The following is a 15,639-nucleotide window of genomic DNA, read 5'->3' as shown; positions in this document are numbered from 1 at the left end:
CGGGGCCGACACCGGGCAAGCCGCGGGACAGCCACCGGTCACTGACCGGGCGCCGCCGGGGGGAGCACGGCGTCGCGGTCGTCCGTCTCTGATCTATCCAGGCCGCCCGGGCCGGACGATCAGTCTTCGGCGGTGAGGCCCTCGCGGAGCTGGGCCAGCGTCCGGGCGAGCAGCCGGGACACGTGCATCTGCGAGATCCCCAGCTCGGTCGCGATCTGCGACTGCGTCATGTTGCCGAAGAAACGCAGCAGCAGGATCCGCTTCTCACGCGGCGGCAGGCGCTCGAGCAGCGGCTTGAGCGACTCCCGATACTCCACGCCCTCCAGCGACTCGTCCACGATGCCGAGCGAGTCGGACACGGCGGGAGCGTCGTCGTCGCCGGAGTCCGGCGCGTCGAGCGACACGGTGGAGTAGGCGTTGGCCGACTCCAGGCCCTCCAGGACCTCCTCCTCGCTCATGCCCAGGTGGACGGCGAGCTCGGCGACCGTGGGCGCCCGGCTCTCCCGCTGCGAGAGTTCGCTTATCGCCTTGGTGAGCGAGAGCTTCAGCTCCTGCAGCCGGCGCGGGACGCGGACCGCCCAGCCCTTGTCGCGGAAGTGCCGTTTGATCTCGCCGACGATGGTCGGGGTGGCGTACGTGGAGAACTCCACGCCGCGTGCGAGGTCGAAGCGGTCGATCGACTTGATCAGCCCGATCGTGGCGACCTGCGTGAGATCGTCAAGCCACTCGCCCCGGTTGCGGAAGCGGCGGGCCAGGTACTCCACCAGTGGCAGGTGGAGCTCGACCAGCTCGTCGCGGATGCGCTGGCGCCTCGGGTCGTCCGGCGGGAGCTCCGACAGCTCGGCGAAGAGTGTGCGCGCGCGTACGCGGTCCGGCACCGCCGAGTCGCCGGAGGTCATCGCACTCGTCCTTTCCGTCATCACGACGGCCTCGCCGGGCTCCGGCGCTTACGCAGCACGATCGCCAGGTGGTCCGCGTGATCGGAGATGGCGTCCACGTCGTCGGCCAGCGCGGTCAGCACCATCCAGGCGAAGTCCTCCCGGTTGGGCGAGCTCACGCCGAGCGTGTTGACCTCGACGCGGACCGTCATCTCCTGGCCCGTGAGCTCGAACTCCGCGAGGAGGTCCGTTCCGGGCACGGCGTGCCGCAGCAACATGGCGCACGCCTCGTCGACGGCGATGCGCAGGTCCTCGATCTGATCGAGGGTGAAGTCGAGCCGCGCGGCGAGCCCGGCGGTCGCCGTGCGCAGCACGGACAGGTAGGCGCTCACGGCGGGCAGCCGGACACTCACAGCATCGCGAATCCCGGTCAGATCCACCGCAGGCGTCTCGGTTTCCTCGGTCACGTTCCTCCTCGCCCCTTCAGCCGGCTGAGTGCCGCTGACTGCAACTTACCGCCACTCGCGCGGTGCTGCCCCGGCTGGACGCGCTGATTGTGGCGATCCTTGGAGGTAACTGCACGTAAATTCCGTACTACCGAATATGGAGTTTGTATGGGCCTTGAGATGATCTGGCCCCGCGCGACCCTGGAGGCCGTGCGGGGCCCGAGATTCCGCGGCTCAGGCGGCCTTGGTCTCCCAGAAGATCTTGGCGATCTCGTCGATCTTCGCGAGGAGGTCGTCGGCCAGCGAGGGGTCCACGGTGCCCTTGGCGCCGGCGGCGCCGGCGAGCTTCGTGGCGTCCCAGAAGAGCTGGTGAAGCTGGGGGTACTGCTCCAGGTGCGGGGGCTTGAAGTAGTCGGTCCACAGCACCCACAGGTGATGCTTGACCAGCTCGGCCCGCTGTTCCTTGATGATCAGCGCGCGGGTCCTGAAGACCGGGTCGTCGTTGTCGGCGTACTTCTTAATGATCGCCTTCACCGACTCGGCCTCGATGCGGGCCTGCGCCGGGTCGTAGACCCCGCACGGCAGGTCGCAGTGGGCGGACGCCTCGTGCCTGGGTCGCAGCAGTCGTGCGAGCATCGGAATCCTTCCTTAGGAATGCTGGTGACAGCACTGTTCCAGGACCGACCTTACTCGTCTCGAAATCACTGTGCGGAGGGGGATGTGCTCACCGCGGTGTGTGTCACCGGCGACTCGATGCTGCCCGCGCTGCGGCCGGGAGACTGGCTGCTGGTACGGCGCGGAGCCCCCGTCCGCCCGGGCGACGTGGTGGTCGCCAGGCGGCCGCACGGCCTGATCGTCAAGCGGGCCTTCCGGCTCACCGGCGACGGCTGGTGGCTGGAGAGCGACAACCAGTCGGCCCCAGGGCGCCGCGACAGCTGGGACTTCGGCGCCGTGCCCGAGGAGGACGTCGTCGGCAGGGTGGTGCTGCGTTATTGGCCCCGGCCCGCGCTGCGCTTCCCCGCGCCCGCCCCCTGACCGGCCGGGACGGCTTGGTCAGGCGCCTCGCTTGCGCGCCCGGTAGGCGGCCACGTTGGCCCGGCTGGCGCACCGCTCGGAGCAGTAGCGGCGCGACCGGTTGGAGGAGGTGTCGAGATAGGCGTTGCGGCACGGCGCCGCCTGGCAGACGCCGAGCCGGTCCACGCCGAGCCGGGTCACCACACTGGCCAGGCCCATGACCGACCCGACCGCGAGGGCGTCGGCGACCCGGCCGCCCTCGGTCAGGTGCAGGTGCCAGGGCTGCCCGTCGTGCCCGGAGATCTGCGGATGCACGGGATGGCGGACCAGCAGCCCGTTGAGCCGCTCGACCACGTCCGCGTCGTCGCCCTCGGCGGCGGACGTGAAGACCTCCGCGAGTTCGTCGCGTAGCTCGCACAGCGCGTCGATGTCACGGCGGGTGAGGCGGGCGGCCGCCTCCGTGCGGCCCGTCTCCTCCAGCAGGGCTCGCAGGGAGAAGGGGTTTTTGAGCTCGTCGCCCATGTTGACCAGCTGAACGGCCAGCTCGGCGTAAGACGTCAAGTCCACTGGGGCGCCCAAATACGTAAGAGATCACTGGCAAAGCCGAGTATTACACGCCCGATGGCCTGGGGGAACACCTGAACGTACAACGTTATGTGACCCGATCGGGCAGGGGCGCTTGTCACTTCGTGTGGCACAATCAGGGAACGGGTGACCCCCGTACCCCCCTCAAGAGACGACCGTCAACGACGACGGCCTCCGGCGGCTACCGAAGCCTGGGCTCTCGTTCTCTTGACGGCGTCTACCGAAGGAATCTCGTCCTTTCGACACTGGGGTCGCTGTGACCGTAACACCTGTTTCCCTGGAATCTCTCGACCTGGATCCCGCTTTCGCGCTGCACCGCGGCGGCAAGCTGGAGGTCCGCTCGACCGTCCCGGTCCGCGACGCCGACGACCTGTCGCTCGCGTACACGCCGGGAGTCGCCCGCGTCTGCACCGCCATCGCCGACAACCCGGACCTGGTCAACGACTACACCTGGGTGTCCAATGTCGTGGCCGTGGTCTCCGACGGCACCGCCGTCCTGGGGCTCGGGGACATCGGGCCGGCGGCGGCCATGCCCGTGATGGAGGGCAAGGCCCTGCTGTTCAAGCAGTTCGCCGGCGTCGACGCCGTGCCGATCTGCATCGACTGCACCGACGTGGACGCGATCGTCGAGACCGTGGCCAGGCTCGCGCCGTCGTTCGGCGGCATCAACCTGGAGGACATCAGCGCCCCCCGCTGCTTCGAGGTGGAGGAGCGCCTGCGGGCGCTTCTCGACATCCCCGTCTTCCACGACGACCAGCACGGGACCGCGATCGTGGTCCTCGCCGCGCTGCGCAACGCGGCCCGCCTCACCGGGCGGTCCCTCGGCGACCTGCGCGCGGTGGTGGCCGGCGCCGGCGCCTCCGGCGTCGCCGTCTCGCGGATGCTGCTGAACGCCGGGATCGGCGACATCGCGGTCTCCGACTCCAAGGGCGTCATCCACGCCGGCCGCGAGGACCTGAACCCGGTCAAGCGGGCGCTGGCCCGCGACACCAACAAGGCGGGCCTGTCCGGGTCGACCGAGCAGGCGCTCGCCGGCGCCGACGTGTTCGTCGGCCTGTCCGGGTCGACGGTCTCGGAGCAGGCGATCGCGGCGATGTCGCCGGACTCGATCGTGTTCGCGCTGTCCAACCCCACCCCTGAGGTGGATCCCGCGGTGGCGGGCAGGCACGCCCGCGTGGTCGCCACCGGCCGGTCCGACTATCCCAACCAGATCAACAACGTGCTGGCCTTCCCCGGGGTCTTCCGCGGCGCGCTCGACGTCCGCGCCACGACGATCACCGAGAACATGAAGGTGGCGGCGGCGGACGCGCTGGCGGCCGTGGTCGGGGACGGTCTCACCGAGAGCTACGTCATCCCCTCGCCGTTCGACACCCGGGTCGCGCCCGCCGTGATCGCCGCGGTGGCGCGGCAGGCCCGGCAGGACGGCGTCGCCCGCAAGTAGCCGTCCCGAGGCGGACACGGACGCAGGAACGGACGCAGGAACAGACCAGGCACGGACCCCGAGGGGCCGCGCACCGCGTGACAGGCGCGGTGCGCGGCCCCTCGTCTTTCCTCGTCAGCGCCCATGCCAGGGCCGTCAAACATTTGGGAATCCCTTTAGGTCCTCACGGTTAGTGCTATAAAGAAAGCTCTCCGTAACCAACTCGGCTATTGCCTGTCCCGGTTGGAGAGCAATGCGATGTGACCCCAACCGCCTCCTCCAGCAGCACCTCACCGAAGCCGGACTGTCCCGCAAGGGCCTGGCCCGGCGGCTCAACGGTCTCGGCTCGGCCCGGGGCCTGCTGGGGATGCGGTACGACCACGGCTCCGTGCTGCGCTGGATCGGCGGGCGCCGCCCGCGTGAACCGGTTCCCGGCCTGCTGGCCGAGATCTTCTCGCTGCGGCTGGGGCGGCAGGTGTCCAGGGAGGACATCGGGATGCCGCGCGGAACGGTCCCCGCCGATCTGGGACAGGAGTTCCCCCATTCGTGGGAGGAGGGTGTGGCAAGCGTGACAGCACTGTGGAGGGCCGACGTCGAGCGGCGGAGGTTCCTGCTCGACTCCACCTTCGCCCTGGGAGCGGGCTCGGCGGGCATGTTCCGCTGGCTGGCGGCGCCCGGCGGGGAGCGGCTCTCCGCGAACGGGCCGCGCCGGGTCGGGCCCTCTGACGTGGCCGCGATCCGTGAGGTCACCCGATCGTTCAGCGAGCTGGACAACCGGTTCGGCGGCGGCAGCATCCGCGGTCCGGTCGTGCGTTACCTGCACACCGCCGTGACGCCGCTGCTGCGCGAGGGCGCGTACGGCGAGGCCACCGGGCGATCGCTGGCGACCGCGGCGGCCGAGCTGACCCGGCTGGCCGGATGGATGGCCTACGACCTGGAGCAGCACGGGCTGGCCCAGCGCTATCTGATCCAGGCGCTCGGCCTGGCGCGCGGCGCGGGCGACCACGCCCTGTGCGGCGAGATCCTGGCCGGGATGAGCCATCAGGCGGTCTACATCGGGCATTCCCGGCACGCGCTGGAGCTGGCAAGGGCGGCCGTCGCGGCGGCCCGGCGCTCGGGGGTCGGCACGCTGCTGGCCGAGGCCCGGGTGCTGGAGGCGCACGCCCTGGCCCTGCTCGGGGAGCGCACGGCGTGCGGCGGCGCGCTGCACGAGGCGGAGGTCGCCTTCGACCGGCGCAGACCGCAGAACGAGCCCGGCTGGATCGGCTACTTCGACGAGGCCTACCTGGCCGCGAAGTCGGCCCACTGCCTGCGCGACCTCGGCGACGGGGCGCGGGCCGTACGGCAGGCCCGGCGCTCGCTGGTGATGGACGGGCGCTATGTGCGCGGCAAGATGTTCAACCTCTCGCTGCTCGCGACGGCGCTCATCCAGGAGGGCGAGCTGGAGGAGGCCTGCCAGGCGGCGTCGTCGGCCCTCGACCTGGCCGAGGGCATCCAGTCGGCGCGGACCCGGACGTACGTGGCCGACATGTGCCGCAGGTTCGCGCCGCACGCCGCGGAGCCGCGGGTGGCGGAGCTGCTGGAGCGCGGCCGGGGCCGCGCGAGGGACGGAGAAGGCGCGACCAGGCAGAGCACGACCAGGCAGGGAGCGAGCAGGCCGGCGGTCGTCGTCTGAGCGGACGCCGAGCGGCGTCCTCAGCCGGCGCGCCGGGCCGTGTTGTAGACCTGGAACAGCTCCCCGTCGAAGTACGGCGACAGGCCGGTCCCCGGGCCGGACAGACCGATCGTCAGGCCGTTCAGATATCCGAGACCGCGGACGCCGCGGTAGGCGGCCAGCCACGGCGACCCGGAGGCGGCGGTGAAGGCCGAGCGCACGGCGACCAGCTCGTTCGCCCTCCTGGACAGGTCCCGGGCCAGGAAGGGCTTGCCGTACGCACGGGTGAGCCGGGTGTTGCCGCTCGCGTGGCCCTCGGCGGTCCGCATGGGGTAGCCGAAGATGGCGAGCGGCCGGTCGACCGGCAGGTTGTAGGCGAGGCCCTGCCCGCCGACCTTGTCGCCGAGACGCCCCGCCGGCAGCAGCCTGACCCCGGTGTAGCCGGTGGCGGTGTGATACTTCGGCCCGGCGGAGAACGCGGCGTACTGCGCCGCGTCCCGCAGCGTGACGCGTTTGGGCAGCACGCCCGCGTGGACGCTGACGAACGCGTAGTCGCGGTCGAGGTCGCCATATCTGGTGTAGTCGCTGTGGGCGAAGGCCTGTTCGCCGGCGTAGACGCCCCAGGGCGTGCCGCCGCCGGCGAACCCCGGAACGAATACCCAGTAGCGGTAGGGCGTCGGGGCGGACTCTCCTGCGCCCTCGGCCGTGGGCCTCGTGGCGTAGACGCAGTGTCCGGCCGTCGCCACGAGGTTGCGGTGATCGGACTGCACCGAGGTGCCCGCGCACCAGTGGGGGAGTCCGTCCGAGCCGACGAAGAAGACCTTGCCCGTCGTCCTCGGGAGGTTGACGTTCCTCGACGGACCGGCGGCCCGCTTGACCCCGGCGGAGGCCGGCACCACGCCCCGTACGCCGCCGGGAGCGCTGCCCTCGGCCGGGAGGGGAGTGGCGTCGATCCCGGCCGGCGCGGAGACGGGGGTGGCCGCCGCGAGCAGGCGTCCGCCGTCGCCGAGCCAGTAGGAGATCACCTCCGCCGCCTTCGCGTCGGAGACGAGGGGGGTGGTCACGGTGATCTCGTAGGCGTGAGCGGGCACCGCCGTCCCGCTGACGAGCAACGCGGCCGTCGCCGCCGCACCCCACAGCGGGGGGAGGATGCGCTTCAACCGGATCTCCTTGCTGTGGAACGTCTCCCTCGCCCGATGGCGCCCTCGGGAGTGCGGTGTGAACGGGCTGCGAAGGAAGATACAGCGACGGGGATCAAGTCGGGAAAACAACGCGGAAGGAGCGCGGTTCCTCCCCGAACGCCGAAGTGCCCCGCCGCGGCGCGACGGGGCACTTCTTGGGGGTGCTCAGGCCTGTGACGTGAGCCCCGGGGCCTCCTGGGCGAAGGTGATGACGATGTCCCGGCCGTTGGCGTAGCTGACCACCGGCCGCCGCAGCGTCTCACCCGCCCTGCGGGCGACCGCCTGCCACAGGTCCGTCATCTCCGGGCTGTCCGCGGTGATCCTGAACCGTCCCTGCGTGGTGAGGTGTTCGACGACGAGCTGCGAGAAGGCGATCTCACCGCGCGCCCTTTCCTCCGCGTTCAGGGGGGTGCGCCGGAAGGCGGGCTGCGTGCCGGAAGGGTGGGTCATCCTGATCTCCTCGTGATCGCCGTCCACCCAGCATGCCACTCGCGGACCGGCGCCGTGATGCCCGCGACTCAGGCGATGGAGCCGGACCAGTTGCCGGCGGCGGCCTTGTAGACGCCGTAGGTCTCGCCGTCGAAGTACGGGGAGACGCTGGTGTCGATCCGCTTGTTGCCGTCGGTGTCCGAGACGCCGCTGGTGACGCCGTTGAGGTAGCCGAGCCGCTTGGCGCTGCTGTACCGCAGCAGCCACGACGAGCCCGAGGAGCCCTCACCGGTGAAGGACGACTTGACGCCCACGAGCTCCTCGCCCTTGACCGCGGGGGCCTTGGCGGCGAAGGTCTTGCCGTACGACCACTTGAGGGTCTGGCCGGTGAAGGCGTGGTTGCCGTCCGGGTGCGACCCGCTCGGGTAACCGAACACGTAGACCGAGCTGCCGACCTTCTGGTTGTAGGCCAGGCCCTGCGCGCCGACGTTGCTCTCGAGCCGGCCGGCGTCGGTGAACTTGACGACGTAGTACTTGCCGCCCTTGCTCTTGCGCAGGAAGCGGTCGTGGCCGGTGTAGGTCTTCTTGTCGACCTGCTTCCAGCTCCACTCGGCGACGTTGCGCAGGTCGCCGCCGCGCCCCGCCTTGATGCCGTTGTAGACGGTCACGAAGGCGTAGTCGCGGTCGCCGTCCTCGTAGACGTCGAAGTCGTAGTGGGTGTAGGCCGTCTTGCCGACGTAGATGCCCCACGGCGCCTTGCCCTGGTAGTAGCCGGGGATGAACACCCAGCGGTCCATGGTGGCCCGGTTCGTCTTGGTGTCGTAGACGCAGTGCCCGGCCGTGGCGACCAGGTTGCCGTACTTCGAGTGCACGGAGGTCGCGCTGCACCAGTGCGGCCTGCCGTCGCCGCCGCGGAAGAAGACCTTGCCGGTGGTGCGCGGCAGGTTCACGTTCTTCAGGCTGCCGGCGGACTTCCCGCCGCCGGTGGCGGAGACGGTTCCGGGCTTGCTGTCGGCGGACGGCCCGCCGGTGGAGATGTGCTTGGCGCTGACCTGGCTCTCGTACCCGTACGGGGTGGCGTGGACCAGGTTGGAGGCCTTCTGGTTGAGCCAGTAGGCGATGACGTTCTTCGCGGCGAGGCCGCTGCCGGCCAGGGTGTCGTGAGCCGTGTCACCGGCGGCCTGAGCCGGCGCCGCCATCGTGGCCCCGACGAGGCCGGCGACGGCCACGCCCCCGATGGGGAGGATAAGGCGCTTGACTCGCGTGTTCATGAATCTCCAGGTGCTGTCGTGGCACGCCACATGCGTCCCACCCGTCAGTAAAGGGCTAGTAAAGACAGTACCTCTCGCCTTTATCCGTGTTTTACGCGTTTTCCGGCACATCGCTCACGTGACTTTTCCGTGATCCTCGACAGCGCTTGTCAGGAGCTGAGGCGTGCGGGGCGATCAGCGCAGGTCCCCTCGGACGCCGTCCGTGTCAAATCGAGCACGCGGCGCAGTCGAGAAGAGCGTTGACGTGTGATGCAAATCACACATAGGGGTTCGCCGGGTGTGAAGAAGGTCAGCCCGTGCCCTGCTTGCTCGCCTGGGCGTACACCCGCTTGGTCAGCTGGTTGAAGTAGGGCGTGGAGACGGCGTCGAGGCGTCCGCCGCCGCTGAGGTTCCAGGTCAGGCTGGTGATGCCGCTGAGGTAGCCGGTCCGCGTGGCGGCGTTGTAGCCGGTCACCCACGGGCCGCCGCTGGCGCCGGCGGTGAACGGGCAGCCCGGCAGCCGCACCCCGTGCTCGAGCTGCCAGGTCGGCGCGCTGACGAACTTCTTCTCGGTGGTGCCGTCGCAGGACTTCACCGCCTGTCCCGAGTACGGGCGGCTGCCGTCGGGATTGGCGCCCGCCGGGTAGCCGAAGACGTACGTCGCTCGTCCGAGCGGCTTGCCGGAGGCGAAACGGAAGGCGCCGACCTTGTCCTCCAGCCGGCCCACGTCGACGGAGCGGTACTTGAGCCTGCCGCTCTCCACGTACGGCTGCCAGGAGAAGCCCCGGTGCACGGTCACGAAGGCGTAGTCGCGGTCGAAGTCGCCCTGGCCGGCGAAGTCCTCCTGCATGTAGAGCGTGTGGCCGACGAAGATGCCGGAAGGGGCGACGCCGTCGTGGTAGCCGGGGACGAAGACCCAGTTCTGCACCGGCTTGTCCTGCGACAGCGCGTACGCGCAGTGCCCCGCGGTGGCGACGAGGTTGCGGTGGGCGGAGTGCACCGCGGAGGCGGAGCACCAGTACTCCTTGTCGCCGACCTTGAAGAACACCTTGCCCACCATCGGCGGGGTGGCCGCGGGCGGGGGCGTCGCGGCCCGCGGAGCCCCCGTGCGGGTCTTCGCGTCTCCGGGGCCCACCTCCACCGCGGAGGTCGTGCTCCTGGTCGAGGGGGACGGTTTCGTGCTCGGCACGTAGCTGCTCGCCTGCTTGAGCCGCTCGGGGCTCCAGTAGGCCGCCACCCGCTGCTCGTCCGCCTGGCTGGAAGCGAGGGGGAAGGCGCTGACCCCGTTCTTGTTGACGCCGGTGTTGTTGTTGACGCCGGTCACCGCGGAGACCGGCGTCGTGGCCGCGTGGGCCACGGCGGTCGCGGGAACGGCCGGTTCCTGACTCCACATCACGGCGACCGCACTCGCGGCGGCGACGACGCCGGCCGCGGCGAGTGTGAGCTTCCTGGTCACCGTGAGCCTCTCGGGGCGGAGATATGGTCAGTAAGGGGTGATTTTTCCAGATCCATACGGTTGTGGCACACCTTCTTGTCCAGCTCGTTATGAATCGAGCGGAACCGATGTGATCTGTGGTACGCCATGTTTCCGGTGAGGTCCGGAGTGGACGCTTGCCCCGGAGGCCTCCCGTGAGAACGCTGGTCACCAGCGGAAACGGGGGGATCGCATGAAACCGCTGCTTGTCCTACTGGCCGGTGCGGCGCTGGCCGCCGGCCCCTCTGCCTCAGCGTGGGCCCAGCCGGGCGTGTCCGGCGACGGGGCGACGTCGGCCCCGGCGCGGGCCGACACCCTGCCGGCTCCACCGCCGCCCGAGGTCGCCCTGCGGGCGTCGCAGCCGTCGGTCGCCTCCCGGGTGCGGGCGGTGATCCTGACCGTCGCGAACGGCGAGAAGGCGGAGCCGCCGGCGCGGTCGGCGTTCCTGAACTGCTCTCCGGTGGGCGGCTCGCACCCTTCGGCGGAGAAGGCGTGCGCGTGGCTGAACAGGGCGGGCGTCGACCCGAGCGCTCTGCGGGTGAACGCGGCCGAGCCCTGCACGATGATCTACGCACCTGTCACGGTCACCGCCAGCGGCATATGGGACGGGAAGTACTTCCAGTTCGGGCGCACCTTCGGCAACGACTGTGAGCTGAAATCGGCCGCCGGGGCGCTGTTCGACTTCTGACGATGCCAGTCGACCGCACGCGGCGTACAGGGAACGTAAAGGTGCGCAGGGGAGCCGTGACACGAGGGGGCCCGGCGAAGTCCCGCCGGGCCCCCTGCCTGACCTAATGGCCGTGCGGTCAGACGTCCGCGGTCACGGTGTCCACCGGTTGTCGGCCACCTTGTAGACGTCGTAGGTCTCGCCGTTGAAGTACGGCGAGGAAATCTTGTCGTACCTGTTGTTGCCGTCGCTGTCCCACGCCACGCTGCTGATGCCGTTCAGGTAGCCCATGCGGGTCGCGCTCTTGTAGCCCATCAGCCAGGGGCCGCCGCCGGCGCCGGAGGTCATGCCGCACGCGATCCCGAGGTGCTCCTGGATGTCGTGCTTCGGTACGGCAGGCATCGGAGCCGACCGGCCGTAGCACCACTTCATCGTCCGTCCCGTGAAGGGGCGGTCGCCGTCGGGGTGCGGCCCGGCGGGATAGCCGAACGCGAAGACCGTGACCTTGGGGCTGCGGTTCCAGGTGAAGCCCTGGCCGCCCACGTTGTCGCCGAGGCGGCCGGCCGGGGTGCGTGCGTACCGGGTGACGCCCCTGTCCTTCCTGGGCGTGAGCGTGAAGCCCGACGACACGTTCACGAACGCGTAGTCGTAGTCGTAGTCGTCCCTGGCCACGAAGTCGTCGTGCACCTGGAACCACTTCGCCGGATAGATGCCGTAGGGCGCCTTTCCCTCCCGAGCCTGATCTCCGTCCCAGTACGACGGGACGAACACCCAGTTGTCGTAGAACCGGCTGGTCACCGGGTCGTAGACGCAGTGCCCGGCCGTCGCGACGACGTTGCGGTAGCGGCCCTGCACGGAGGTGCCGGAGCAGTACTTCCAGCTCTTGGGGTCCAGGGAGTTCCTGCCCGGCAGGGTGAAGAACACCCGGCCGACCGTGCGGGGCAGGTTGACCTGCTTGCTGATCGTGCCGGAACCGCCGGCTCCGCCTGTGCCCGCGCCGATCGGCGGGACCGTGCCCGCCTTGCCGTCCGGGATGGCGGCGCCGGCCCTGCCGAAGCCCTTGACGGAGGTGCCGAGTTCCTCGGTGTAGTCCGTGGCCGCCCGCAACCGCTGGGGTGACCAGAAGGCGGCGGCCTTGTCGGGCGTCTGGGGCGCGGCCTCGACGGTCACGTCGCCGGGGGCGGCCTGTGCCGCCGCGATGGCCGTGGCCGCGCCGGTGGCGGCCCAGGAGGCCGTCGGGATGGCGCCGGCCACGGCGGTCGCGAGGAGCGCGCCGGTGAGGGGAACGGCCAGACGCCGTGCTCGGGGGATCATGGAGCTCCTTTCCCTGGGACGGTGAGGGTGCGTCCCATTCCGCAGGAAAACGCTCCGAGATTAATGACCGGATCTTGCTAATTGCCGCGGCTATAACGAGAACAATCGGCACTTTGCCCTATCTGTTATCCATAGCGAGCGGTTATGGGATTGATCGTGCCAGGTCATGGCGCCTTGGCCGTACGGCGTCGCGTGGCGGCGCCGGCGGGTTGACGCGCCATTCTTGACCGGTCTTGTTTGATTTCCGGCGCTCTGGTCCCAGTGATGGTCTCCGGTATCAAAAGGCGCGCGGCGGCGAGCCGTGCGGGGGATGTCCGGGCCGGGCGCGACGGCCGGAGTAATGTTCTGGCATGTTCGCCGTCACCGCCACACAGTTCGATCCGGACGACCCGATCAAGGGCCTGACGTTCGGGGACCACCCCGAGCCGGTCGTACCGGAGGGATGGACGACCGTAACGGTCCGGGCCGCCGCGCTCAATCACCACGACCTGTGGACCCTCAAGGGCGTGGGGATCAGCCAGGAGCGGCTGCCGATCGTGCTCGGCTGCGACGCGGCGGGGGTGGACGAGGACGGCAACGAGGTCATCGTCCACTCCGTCATCGGCACGCCGGTCGACGGGGACGAGACGCTCGACCCGGCGCGTTCGCTGCTGTCGGAGAAGTACGACGGGACGTTCGCGGAGAAGGTCGCGGTGCCCCGCCGCAACCTGGTGCCCAAGCCCGCGGCGATCTCCTTCGAGGAGGCCGCCTGCCTGCCCACGGCCTGGCTGACGGCCTACCGCATGATCTTCGACAAGGCCGGGCTCGAGCCGGGCTCCACCATCCTGGTCCAGGGCGCCGGCGGCGGCGTGGCGACCGCGCTGATCGCGCTCGGCCGGGCCGGCGGCTTCCGCGTCTGGGCGACGAGCCGCTCGCAGGACAAGCGGGAACGGGCCCTCGCGCTCGGCGCCGACCGGGTCTTCGAGACGGGCGCACGGCTGCCCGAGCGGGTGGACGCCGTCATGGAGACGGTCGGCGAGGCCACCTGGAAGCACTCGCTCAGCTCCCTGCGCCCGGGCGGCCGGATCGTCACCTGCGGCGCGACGAGCGGCATGGTCGCCGCGACACAGCTCGCGCAGGTCTACTTCCTGCAGAAGTCGATCATCGGATCCACGATGGGGACGCGTGCGCAGCTCGCGCGGCTCGCGGTGTTCCTGGAGCAGACGGGTGTCCGGCCGATGATCGACCGGGTGCTGCCTCTGGCCGAGGCGGAGGAGGGCTTCGCGGCCATGCACCGCGGCGAGGTCTTCGGCAAGGTGGTCTTCACACTCTGACGAGGGGCCGGGGCGCGGAAGGCGTCGTGCGGCCCACGTCCGTCCGCCGCGGCGGCCCACGTCCGTCCGCCGCGGCGGGCCACCGGACCCGGCGCGGCGGAGCGCCGTGAGGCGGAGCCGGAACGCCCGGTCGTCCGGCGGTCCGGCTCGGTCGTCGGCGGTCCGGCTGACGACCCAGGTCAGGAACGCAGCGCCTGGCGGATGCGCTCGGCGGCCTCGTCGAGGGCGGCCCGGCACTCGGCAAGGGCTCCTTCGGACACGCCCGCGCCGGAGGACCGGTGGACGTCGGCGACGAAGTCGGCCAGCATCCGGCTGAGCGCGGCGTCGTGCCCGCCCTGCCGGCCGCCGCCGGCCCCCCAGGACTCCTCCCAGATCCGGCGCCACTCGTGCTGCCAGCGCTCGCTCTCCTCCTGCCACTGGCGCTTGTGGCGGCGCCACTCCTCCTTCTGCCTGCGCCACTCCTCCCTGGCGTGGTCGCGCTGCCGCCGCCACTCGTCTTTCTGCTCGCGCCGCGGGTCGCGGTTGTCGTGGCCGATGTCCCTGGCCATCTGGGTGAGCTCCTCGCGGAGGGATCGCACGGTCTGCCGCACGTCCTCCTTCACCTCGCGCGCGATGTCCTGCACCGAGGCGGTGATCTCCTGCTCCAGGTCGGCCAGCTCGTCCATCCGGTCGTTGAGCTCGGCCCGCCCCTTGTCGGTGAGGGTGAAGACCTTCTTGCCGTCCACGACCTCGTGGGTGACCAGGCCCTCGTCCTCCAGTCGGGCCAGCCTGGGGTAGATCGTGCCGGGGGAGGGGGAGTAGACGCCGAGGAAGCGGTCCTGCAGGAGCCGGATGATCTCGTAGCCGTGCCGCGGGCTCTCCTCCAGCAGCTTCAGCAGGTAGAGCCGCAGCCTGCCGTGCCCGAACACGGGGCTCATGCCGTCTCCCCGCCTTCGGCTCGGAGCGGCCGTCGCCCGCCACGGTGTCGCCTTGTTCGCTCGCTCACGCTCTCTCCTCTTCTCTCCTGCCGGCGGGCTGGCCGCTGAGCAGGGTGACGGCGCCGGACACCGTGATCGCCGAGAGGGACGCCATGCCGCCGCCCAGCCGGCCGCTGAGCGAACGGGCTCCCGGGGCCGAGGCGACGCGCAACTCGGGGAAGGCCGACTCGATCCTGCCTGAGGTCGAGTGGACGGACACGTCGGTGTCCACGTCGTGCGGGAGCCGTACGACGATCGCGCCCGACATGCTGTTCACGGTGACGTGACCGGTGGGCTCCAGTTCGAGGTCGGCGGTGACGCGGCCCGACACGGTGTTGGCGCGCAGCCGCCGCGGCCGGCCCGCGGCCACGGTGAGGTCGCCGGAGACGCTGGAGAAGGACAGGTCGCCGGCCAGGCTCCGGCTCTCCACCGAGCCCGAGACCGTCTCGGCCTGCACCTCGCCGCTGACGCCGTCGAGGACGATCTCCCCCGACACGCCCTTCACGCCGGTGGTCGCCTCCATGCCCGCCACGACGGCGGAGGCGGAGACGACCCCGGCCTGGACGGGGCACGTCCTCGGCACGGTCAGCGTCAGCGTGGTCCTGCGCGGGCCCGGGCGTAACCACCCGAGGATCCCGTCCCACGTCAGGTCCTTGTACGCGACGGTCAGGCGGCCGTCGTCGTCATGGGTCACCACCAGCGGCGCGCCGTCCACCTCCGTCACTTCGAGGGTCGGCGGGCCGTCACTGGCCAGCACGGCCAGCCGGCCGGCCACGATGCGCACGTTGAGCGCGGTGACCGCTCCGAACGTGAGCCGTCCGGGGGAGTCGATCGTCCATTGGGGCATCACTCAGGCCCTTCCACGCGAAGTCCTGCGCCCGCGCGGGTCGGCATCCGCGCGGACGAACCATCCACAAACAAGATATATCGCGTTTGTGCAAAGTCAAGATGTATCGCGTTTTCCGCGTCCGCCCCCGGACCCTGGGTCTCGTCGTGCGCCCGTCCCCGTCAGCCGTCCCCGTCAGTCGACTTCGTGGGTCGTCTTCGTGGGTCGTGGT

General features: G+C 70.6%; 16 protein-coding genes. 5 read left to right on the top strand and 11 right to left on the bottom strand.

All coding sequences use genetic code 11. The annotated features are described in order from the left end of the window. Positions 1-119 precede the first annotated feature (119 nt). The 3 genes from ACIBK1_RS39565 to sodN all read right to left on the bottom strand — a co-directional run bounded on the left by ACIBK1_RS39565 (position 120) and on the right by sodN (position 1,960). Entirely contained in the window at positions 120-920 is an 801-nt protein-coding gene (locus ACIBK1_RS39565) for an RNA polymerase sigma factor SigF (protein ID WP_030511447.1), read from the bottom strand. After that, the gene (locus ACIBK1_RS39560) at positions 920-1,345 is read right to left on the bottom strand and encodes an ATP-binding protein (RefSeq protein WP_030511448.1); all 426 of its coding nucleotides are present in this window, start codon (positions 1,343-1,345) and stop codon (positions 920-922) included. The genes ACIBK1_RS39565 and ACIBK1_RS39560 overlap by 1 nt, the downstream gene beginning before the upstream one ends. 213 nt (positions 1,346-1,558) lie before the next feature. Beyond that, positions 1,559-1,960, bottom strand: a complete 402-nt coding sequence (sodN, locus tag ACIBK1_RS39555) for a superoxide dismutase, Ni (protein ID WP_030511449.1) — start codon at positions 1,958-1,960, stop codon at positions 1,559-1,561. Between the two features lie 84 nt (positions 1,961-2,044). On the opposite strand from sodN, the gene ACIBK1_RS39550 reads away from it, so the two are divergent. After that, a complete protein-coding gene (locus tag ACIBK1_RS39550; RefSeq protein WP_030511450.1) occupies positions 2,045-2,359 on the top strand; it encodes a S24 family peptidase in 315 nt (104 codons plus the stop codon). Positions 2,360-2,377: 18 nt separating this feature from the next. Here ACIBK1_RS39550 and ACIBK1_RS39545 read toward each other — a convergent pair whose 3' ends face one another. Next, positions 2,378-2,905, bottom strand: coding sequence for a CGNR zinc finger domain-containing protein (locus ACIBK1_RS39545; protein ID WP_030511451.1), 528 nt, complete (start codon positions 2,903-2,905; stop codon positions 2,378-2,380). A 274-nt stretch (positions 2,906-3,179) separates the two neighbouring features. Here ACIBK1_RS39545 and ACIBK1_RS39540 point away from each other — a divergent pair, with 274 nt between their 5' ends. After that, positions 3,180-4,364 carry an NAD(P)-dependent malic enzyme gene (locus tag ACIBK1_RS39540; RefSeq protein WP_076442171.1) on the top strand — a complete coding sequence of 395 codons (1,185 nt, stop codon included), beginning with the start codon at positions 3,180-3,182 and terminating at the stop codon, positions 4,362-4,364. A 232-nt stretch (positions 4,365-4,596) separates the two neighbouring features. Continuing rightward, positions 4,597-6,018, top strand: a complete 1,422-nt coding sequence (locus ACIBK1_RS39535) for a hypothetical protein (RefSeq protein ID WP_051762495.1) — start codon at positions 4,597-4,599, stop codon at positions 6,016-6,018. Between the two features lie 20 nt (positions 6,019-6,038). Here the strand turns inward: ACIBK1_RS39535 and ACIBK1_RS39530 are convergent, their stop codons facing one another. The 4 genes from ACIBK1_RS39530 to ACIBK1_RS39515 all read right to left on the bottom strand — a co-directional run bounded on the left by ACIBK1_RS39530 (position 6,039) and on the right by ACIBK1_RS39515 (position 10,313). After that, complete coding sequence (locus ACIBK1_RS39530; protein WP_030511454.1) at positions 6,039-7,157, bottom strand: trypsin-like serine peptidase; 1,119 nt, start codon at positions 7,155-7,157, stop codon at positions 6,039-6,041. Between the two features lie 186 nt (positions 7,158-7,343). Further along, complete coding sequence (locus tag ACIBK1_RS39525) at positions 7,344-7,628, bottom strand: hypothetical protein (RefSeq protein ID WP_156081186.1); 285 nt, start codon at positions 7,626-7,628, stop codon at positions 7,344-7,346. Between the two features lie 68 nt (positions 7,629-7,696). Then, positions 7,697-8,878, bottom strand: a complete 1,182-nt coding sequence (locus ACIBK1_RS39520) for a trypsin-like serine peptidase (RefSeq protein ID WP_357316633.1) — start codon at positions 8,876-8,878, stop codon at positions 7,697-7,699. 289 nt (positions 8,879-9,167) lie between these two features. Further along, a complete protein-coding gene (locus tag ACIBK1_RS39515; RefSeq protein ID WP_051762496.1) occupies positions 9,168-10,313 on the bottom strand; it encodes a trypsin-like serine peptidase in 1,146 nt (381 codons plus the stop codon). A gap of 211 nt (positions 10,314-10,524) precedes the next feature. On the opposite strand from ACIBK1_RS39515, the gene ACIBK1_RS39510 reads away from it, so the two are divergent. Then, positions 10,525-11,019: an SSI family serine proteinase inhibitor gene (locus ACIBK1_RS39510; protein ID WP_051762497.1), complete on the top strand. Its 495-nt coding sequence runs from the start codon at positions 10,525-10,527 to the stop codon at positions 11,017-11,019. Positions 11,020-11,151: 132 nt separating this feature from the next. On the opposite strand, the gene ACIBK1_RS39505 is transcribed toward ACIBK1_RS39510, so the two are convergent. Then, positions 11,152-12,312: a trypsin-like serine peptidase gene (locus tag ACIBK1_RS39505; RefSeq protein ID WP_396740776.1), complete on the bottom strand. Its 1,161-nt coding sequence runs from the start codon at positions 12,310-12,312 to the stop codon at positions 11,152-11,154. Positions 12,313-12,662: 350 nt separating this feature from the next. Between ACIBK1_RS39505 and ACIBK1_RS39500 the strand changes: the two genes are divergently transcribed. Next, positions 12,663-13,625 (top strand): zinc-binding dehydrogenase, encoded by a 963-nt coding sequence (locus ACIBK1_RS39500; protein WP_030511460.1) that lies wholly within the window; start codon positions 12,663-12,665, stop codon positions 13,623-13,625. A 179-nt stretch (positions 13,626-13,804) separates the two neighbouring features. Here the strand turns inward: ACIBK1_RS39500 and ACIBK1_RS39495 are convergent, their stop codons facing one another. Both ACIBK1_RS39495 and ACIBK1_RS39490 read right to left on the bottom strand, forming a co-directional pair. Beyond that, a complete protein-coding gene (locus ACIBK1_RS39495) occupies positions 13,805-14,542 on the bottom strand; it encodes a helix-turn-helix transcriptional regulator (RefSeq protein ID WP_030511461.1) in 738 nt (245 codons plus the stop codon). Between the two features lie 64 nt (positions 14,543-14,606). Then, positions 14,607-15,428: a DUF4097 family beta strand repeat-containing protein gene (locus tag ACIBK1_RS39490; RefSeq protein ID WP_396740774.1), complete on the bottom strand. Its 822-nt coding sequence runs from the start codon at positions 15,426-15,428 to the stop codon at positions 14,607-14,609. Positions 15,429-15,639: the final 211 nt, after the last annotated feature.

Source organism: Microbispora rosea, assembly GCF_044460045.1.
Lineage (GTDB): Bacteria > Actinomycetota > Actinomycetes > Streptosporangiales > Streptosporangiaceae > Microbispora > Microbispora rosea.
This window is presented reverse-complemented; position numbering and strand designations above follow the sequence as displayed.